This is a genomic window from Pokkaliibacter plantistimulans, from assembly GCF_003194385.1.
Taxonomy (GTDB): Bacteria; Pseudomonadota; Gammaproteobacteria; order Pseudomonadales; family Balneatricaceae; genus Pokkaliibacter; species Pokkaliibacter plantistimulans.
Genome location: NZ_LAPT01000006.1, coordinates 37,197 through 43,794 on the forward strand (window position 1 = coordinate 37,197; position 6,598 = coordinate 43,794).

Below are 6,598 nucleotides of genomic sequence, written 5' to 3' on the forward strand. Positions count from 1 at the left end.
CTTCAGCCCTCAGATCCGCACGATGGGTTTGGGAATGTCGGCGTGATTGAAATACGCCAGCGTGATGGCATCTGACAGCTGACTCAGCAGCGTCTGGATGCGGCCCAGCAGATCACCGAGCTGTTCTGACGGTTTCCCCGCCTCGCTCATCAGGGCGTCAAGATCCACCAGCTGCAACAGGGCAACCAGCTCCACCATCAGTCGCTGTTCAGCGTTGAGGCCGGGCAGGGTGGAATCACGATCCGGCAGATGGTTGACCTGCCGCTTGAGGCGAATGCACTGATAGCCGACCGAGCGCGGGGTGCCCTCATCAAGCAGCAGCAGGTCGATAATAGCGATGGGGTGCAGCTCCGTGCGGTAGCGGCGACGGTAGGTCATCAGAGTATCGGCCATGCGCAGCACTGCTTCCATCAGGCTGGCAGGCGGCGTCGGGTATTTGACGAAGACATTTTCCAGCATGGCGGTGGTCTGCATCGCCCGTTCCAGATGCTGGCCAATGTCCATAAAGCGCAGGGTCTGGGTACGGCTCATGGTTTCATTATTGAGACCGTAAATGGCCGACTGCAGCAGGATGACGTCATCCAGCGCCCGCACCATGCGCGACGTCGAGCCCTGCGCCGGGAAGTTGTTCAGCGCATGCTGCAAACGCTCCAGCACGTGCCAGGTATCCTCACTGAAGAATTCCCGCACGGACTGGGCATTCATGATCAGCGACTGCATCACTGCCAGCAGACCATCAAGACGGTCGCGGGCAAACAGACTGCTCAGCTGCGCGGTCAGTTCGTCGGGCGAGTCGGTCGTGGTAAAGGTGCCACCATTGATGGTGCAGGCAAACTCCACCATCGGCGTGAGCGTTGCGACCTGCTCTTCCTTGACCACGGTGCTGACCAGCGGCAGTGCCGCGCGCAGGGCACGGCAGGCGAGGTTCAGGCGTTCGCTGTAACGACCCATCCAGAACAGATGATCAGCCACCCGGCTGGGGAGCAGCCCGGCCTTACGCGACAAACGCACACTGGTCAGGGCGCTGTGCAGCAGGCTGATGTACTGATCGGTCTGGCTCTGCAGCCAGACATCCTTGGCCATGAAGTTGGCTTCCAGCCCCAGCTGCAACTGCACCGGCTGGTCGTGGCAGCGGGCCAGACCACCGGGCATGACCACGTCTTTCTGTTCCTGACTGAGCACGAAGGTACGCAGTACCACGCTGCGTGACTGCAGTTCGTTCTGTTGCCATACCGGTAAGGTGCTGAGTGGCAGTATCTGGCGGGCCAGGTAGCGCTGCGGATCGGCATTCACTCGCTCCACCAGCGCATCGCGTTCACTGCGGCTGATCTGGGCGACGGCGATCAGCTCACCGGGGCGTTCGAGATCATGGATGATCATGTCATCCAGCTGTTTCAGCACGCGCGCCAGATGCTTCTCTTCGCCGCACCAGAATGCTGGGGCAGAGGGCAGTAGCAGCTCCTCTTCCAGCAGGTGCTCACAGAGGATGTCCATATAGGGCAGCAGGGCGCCGCTGTCGATAAAGGCCACACCGGGCGGGTTACAGCACAGCAGATTGCCCTGGCGAATACATTGCAGCAGGCCGGGGCTGCCGGCGACGCTGGCATCCAGCTCCAGTGGATCACTGAGCGCATCAGGCATATAGCGCATCAGCGCATCCAGTGGTTGCAGGCCGCTCAGGGTTTTCAGCCACAGGCGACCTTCCTTGTACATCAGGTCAGCGCCGTGCACGAGGGCGATATCCAGATAGTTGGCGAGGAAGGCGTGTTCAAAGTACTGACGATCACGGTAATTGCGTGTCATCAGGCCGATGAGCGGTTCGCTGGAATAAGGCATCTGCGGCACCAGTGCCTTTTGCAGATGCTTGAAGAAGGTGGCTAGCTGACGCTTCTGAAAGCGTCGCGATAATTCGGGAATGACCTGATTGATGGCGACCCGGTTTTCCAGCACATAGCCCATGCCGCCGGGGGCCAGCGTGCAGTCACCGTAGGCGCAGAAACGCCCGGCACTGTCACGGCCGATATCACAGCCGAGCAGCAGCAGCCATTCACTCTCTTCGGGAAGCAGGTGATGGCAGGGGAGCAGATAGTTGGCGTTCCGGTAGATCAGTTCCGGCGGCAGAATGCCTTGCTTGAGCAGCTCCTGCGGACCGTAGATGTCACGCAGGACAGCTGACAGCAGGCGTCGGCGCTGGCCGAGCCCGGCCTCAAGTTGTTGCCATTCGGCCGGGTCGATCAGCCACGGCAGCAGGTCGACAGTGCGGCTCTGCTGGCGTTGCGGATCAAAGGTGGCACCGTGTTCGCGTAGCTGGTGCTGGAGATCGGCGGTCAGGCCCGCGAGGGTATCGCTGCCCTGATCGGTGAACCAGCCCAGTACGTCAGACCAGCTGTCGTCCTCGGCGTGCGGTAACCACTCATCCATGCCCTTGGCGCGGCGTCGGTATGCCTGTGTCAAATTATCCAATGACAAAGGCGCGTCTTGCTGGATCATGAATGAGCCTTACCTAGTCCGTATGAACAGCACACCCGGCTGACCTGCGAGGGTCAGCGCGTCGGGGTATGCAGGGAGTCAGAAATCAGAGCTGTGTGAATGTCGATCAGCCCGGCCTGCAGATCATCAATCAGAGAGTGCAGGTCGTGGGTCGACAGTTGCGTCAGGGGCTCAGAGTCTAACTCTTTGCGTAGCTTTTCAATAGTCTGCAGCAGGCTGTCAGCACGGGGTAGAAGTTTGGCTTCATTCTGCATCTTGTCGAGGCAGTACACGATGGAGCGGGGGAAGGCCTTGTAGGTCAGCAGGAAATCGATCACGTCGGAGTCGCCTTCCTCGCGGGCGTAATACCGCTGGTAGGACTCCACCCCACCCAGCGCATTCAGCACGGCATTCCACTGAATTTCACGCCGCCCCTGATGGCCCATGGCAGGCGTCAGTTGCTGCAGAATCAGAACGTCCATGATACGGGTGGTCATATCCGCCCGTTCCAGATGACGGCCAATATTGAACAGCCGGTAAGCGTCGTCGCGCAGCATGGTGCCATCCATGACGCCAATTACCATCTGGCAGCGGCGCACCACTTCGACCATCAGGTTATAGCGCTTGCGACGACTGGAAGCCTGGGTGCATTCCGCCTGCATGAACTGGTTAAGTGAATTCACCTCTTCCCAGATATCACGGGGGATAACTTCCCTCACGCAGCGGGCGTTGGCGCGCACCTGAGTGCAGGAGAAGCGGATGGACGCCGGGCTGTCTTCCGCTGCAATCAGGTAATGCATTACCGTGCGCTCGCTGGAGCCACCTTCGCTGATAAAGCGGCGATTGTCCTCGCCCAGAACGTTGATCAGCACCGGCCAGCTGAAGCGGGTGTCCTTGTGCGAATCGATCAACATATGAGTGGTGGCGTTGATCAGGCGCGCGGTATCGTCGATACGCTCCAGATAACGACCCATCCAGTAAACATTTTCAGCCACACGTGCCAGCATGGTTTCAGCCCTCGTCGTTAATTATCCAGGTATCCTTACTGCCACCTCCCTGAGAGGAGTTGACCACCAGTGAGCCGCGTCGCAGCGCCACCCGGCTCAAGCCGCCGGTGGTGCAGTAGAGTTCTGCGCCCTGCAGGATGAAGGGCCGCAAATCCAGGTGACGGGGTTCCAGCACGCCATCACAGAGAGTGGGGGCGGTGGACAGGTTGAGGGTGGGCTGAGCAATAAAGTTACGTGGATTGGCCTTGACGGCTTCGGCGCACTTGGCGCGTTCTTCGTCGGTGGCGCGTGGGCCGATGAGAATGCCGTAGCCGCCGGACTCGTTGGCGGGTTTCACCACCAGCTTGTCGAGGTTGGCCAGCACGTATTCCCGCTCTTTGTCGTCCATGCACAGATACGTGGGGACGTTGTCGATCAGCGGTTTTTCACTGAGGTAGTACTCAATGATCTTGGGTACAAAGGCATAGACCACCTTGTCGTCGGCCACACCGGAGCCGGGGGCATTGGCGATGGCCACATTGCCTGCCTTCCAGGCGCGTACCAGACCTTTGATGCCCAGTACCGAGTCCTTACGGAAGACTTCGGGATCGATAAAGATGTCGTCCACGCGCCGGTAGATCACATCCACCTGACGCGGACCGCGCAGGGTACGCAGATAGACCTTGTCATTATCGACATACAGATCGGAGTTTTCGGCCAGATAGCAGCCCATCTGCTGGGCCAGATAACTGTGCTCAAAGTAAGCCGAGTTATAGATGCCGGGTGTCAGTACCACGACCACCGGCGTGATGTCCTGTCGGGGCGACAGCGAGGCCAGCGTCTTCCACAGCTGATGAGGGTAATCATCGACCGGATAGATCGTCGATTCGGCAAAAAGCTCAGGGAAAACACGCTTCATTACGGTGCGGTTTTCCAGCATGTAGGACACGCCGGACGGTACCCGCAGGTTGTCTTCCAGTACATAGAACTGGCCATCCTGATCACGCACCAAATCGGTGCCGCAGATATGCGCCCATGCGCCGTGTGCGGGGGTCATGCCCTGACATGGTGCCAGGAAGTTTTTGGAGTGGAGAATCAGCTCGGCGGGGACAATCTTGTCCTTGAGGATGCGCTGGTCGTTGTAGAGATCGTTGATAAACAGATTGAGGGCTTGCAGGCGCTGCTTGAGACCGTCACTGGTGCGCTTCCATTCCGTGCTGGAGATGGTGCGTGGTACGACATCAAGTGGCCAGGAGCGATCAATATTCTGGCTGTCGGAGTAAACCGTGAACGACACCCCCATGGACTGGATGGTGGCGTCCAGCTGCTGCTGGCGACGGACCAGTTCTTCTTCGCCCTTCTGAGAGATAAAACGCGCGATGGGTAAAGCCTGGGGGCGAGCGTTACCATCAGAATCGACCAGCTCATCAAAACAATCCGGGTATGGCTGGTACGGACTTAGTGCAAAGACTTCTGACATGGATGCACACTCCCTATTCAACATTTCCGTAATTACAAACTGCCGTAACTACAATCTTCCGAACCTGTTATTTGTTTCGGGCACATTGCGCAGTGCTGGGCCGGGCATCAGAGGTAGTACTTCGCCTGTGTCTGGGCGCCAGGACCACGCCACATCGGTGAATGCTGTCAGCTCGACAGGCCTGTCAGATCAGTAATCTGACCTTCACTCACTGCTTTAGCAAAGCGGATGCCATATTTGTCCGGTACGGGCTTTGGCATGGTGTCAGTCAAGCCGACTAAGAAGTCCTCCGTGAGCGAGTGGAAGGGAAAGGGTGATCACATTGTGAGCAAAAACACCCGTTTCTGATCCTATACCCGCCTTCAGGCGGATAACAAGCGCAAGGCTGCAACAAATCGCAAAAAACCTTCATTGTCAGCCTAATGGACCAGACAAAAAGTCACGGAGCGGCGGATGACAGCCCCCGGCAGTGGCTCTACTATGGTCAGCCTTACTCCACCGTGTGACTAAACGACAGGTCCATCATGTTTAATGTGAATGAATATTTTGACGGTAAAGTGAAATCCATCGGCTTCCAGACTGCAGACGGACGCGCCACTGTGGGTGTAATGGCTGCCGGTGAGTACACCTTCGGTACCGATGCGCCGGAAGAAATGACTGTCGTCAGTGGTGCGCTGACTGTGCAGCTGCCCGGCGAAGAAGAGTGGGTGACGTTCGAGGCAGGCGAAGCATTCTTCGTGCCCGGTAACAGCAAGTTCAATCTGCAGGTAGCAGAAAACACAGCCTACCTGTGCCGCTACCTGTAAGTAGCCGCTTAATTGACGCCAACAGGCGTCGAGAAACACCAAAGCCAGCTTGATGCTGGCTTTGGTGTTTTTGATCACATCTCTTTTGTGGTGATTACACTTTCCCAAATCGCTGCTGCTGTTCGGTATTGATGGCGTCTACTCTGGCTTTGAAGGCTTCTTCGCTGAGGTCACGCCACTGGCGCGGGTGGCGCCCGGTTTTGCGGTCATGTTCGGCAGTGGTGGGGTCGAGATGGCGGAAGGCTTCGAGCATGGGCAAGTCAGGCAGTGGCTGGTTGATGTCCATATAGGTATGCAGGCAGTCCCATAAACGCCGTGCTTCGTGCTCTGAGCCTACGGCACCGTAGAGTTTGCTCAGGGCGATATTGTGATGAGGCTGTGCGGTTTGGCGTAGCCACATAAAGTACGACATGATCAAACCCTGATGATTGGGTACGGAGACCAGCTCAGCCGCCATGTCAGCGAAGGGAATAACGGCTTCTACTTTTCCCTTCCCTTTGTATATGGTCACCATGCCAGTACGTCGGTTGAGGTCAAAGTAGGGGCGCATGGCGTTAAAAGTAAAGTTACTGCCCAGATACAGAGCGGCTTTGCCTCCCCCCCATAGGGCGAGTGGGATACCGACCAAAGAAAAAAAGACAGGAAATGCTGCTGCTCCTGCACCTTTAGCCAAAGCAACAATTAGAGCAAATGTGCCTGCAACCAATAATACCCAAGTACCCACTTTCCCAATGGCATAAGCAAGGGTGCCGAAGGCATATAGCCAGGAAGCCTCCCCATAAGAGACCCCCCTGAGTATTTCGTGGTCGAGGCGCATCGGCAGTTGCTGCACTTCTTCGGTGGTGAGGTCGTCAGCG

Annotated in this window: 4 protein-coding genes and 1 pseudogene; 1 reads left to right on the top strand and 4 read right to left on the bottom strand. The window is 57.6% G+C overall.

Translation table 11 applies throughout. The features are described 5' to 3' along the window. Positions 1–9 precede the first annotated feature (9 nt). Genes WH50_RS02260 through WH50_RS02270 form a run of 3 tightly spaced genes read right to left on the bottom strand, consistent with a single transcriptional unit; the run spans position 10 to position 4,935 of the window. Positions 10–2,490, bottom strand: a complete 2,481-nt coding sequence (locus WH50_RS02260) for a circularly permuted type 2 ATP-grasp protein (protein ID WP_110185836.1) — start codon at positions 2,488–2,490, stop codon at positions 10–12. Positions 2,491–2,543: 53 nt separating this feature from the next. Then, a complete protein-coding gene (locus WH50_RS02265) occupies positions 2,544–3,476 on the bottom strand; it encodes an alpha-E domain-containing protein (protein WP_110185837.1) in 933 nt (310 codons plus the stop codon). Positions 3,477–3,480: 4 nt separating this feature from the next. Further along, positions 3,481–4,935 carry a circularly permuted type 2 ATP-grasp protein gene (locus tag WH50_RS02270; RefSeq protein ID WP_104153275.1) on the bottom strand — a complete coding sequence of 485 codons (1,455 nt, stop codon included), beginning with the start codon at positions 4,933–4,935 and terminating at the stop codon, positions 3,481–3,483. 524 nt (positions 4,936–5,459) lie between these two features. Between WH50_RS02270 and ppnP the strand changes: the two genes are divergently transcribed. Further along, positions 5,460–5,741, top strand: a complete 282-nt coding sequence (gene ppnP / locus WH50_RS02275) for a pyrimidine/purine nucleoside phosphorylase (RefSeq protein ID WP_104153273.1) — start codon at positions 5,460–5,462, stop codon at positions 5,739–5,741. A 94-nt stretch (positions 5,742–5,835) separates the two neighbouring features. On the opposite strand, the pseudogene WH50_RS26275 reads toward ppnP, so the two are convergent. Then, a pseudogene (locus tag WH50_RS26275) lies at positions 5,836–6,598 on the bottom strand (hypothetical protein); the annotation flags it as partial.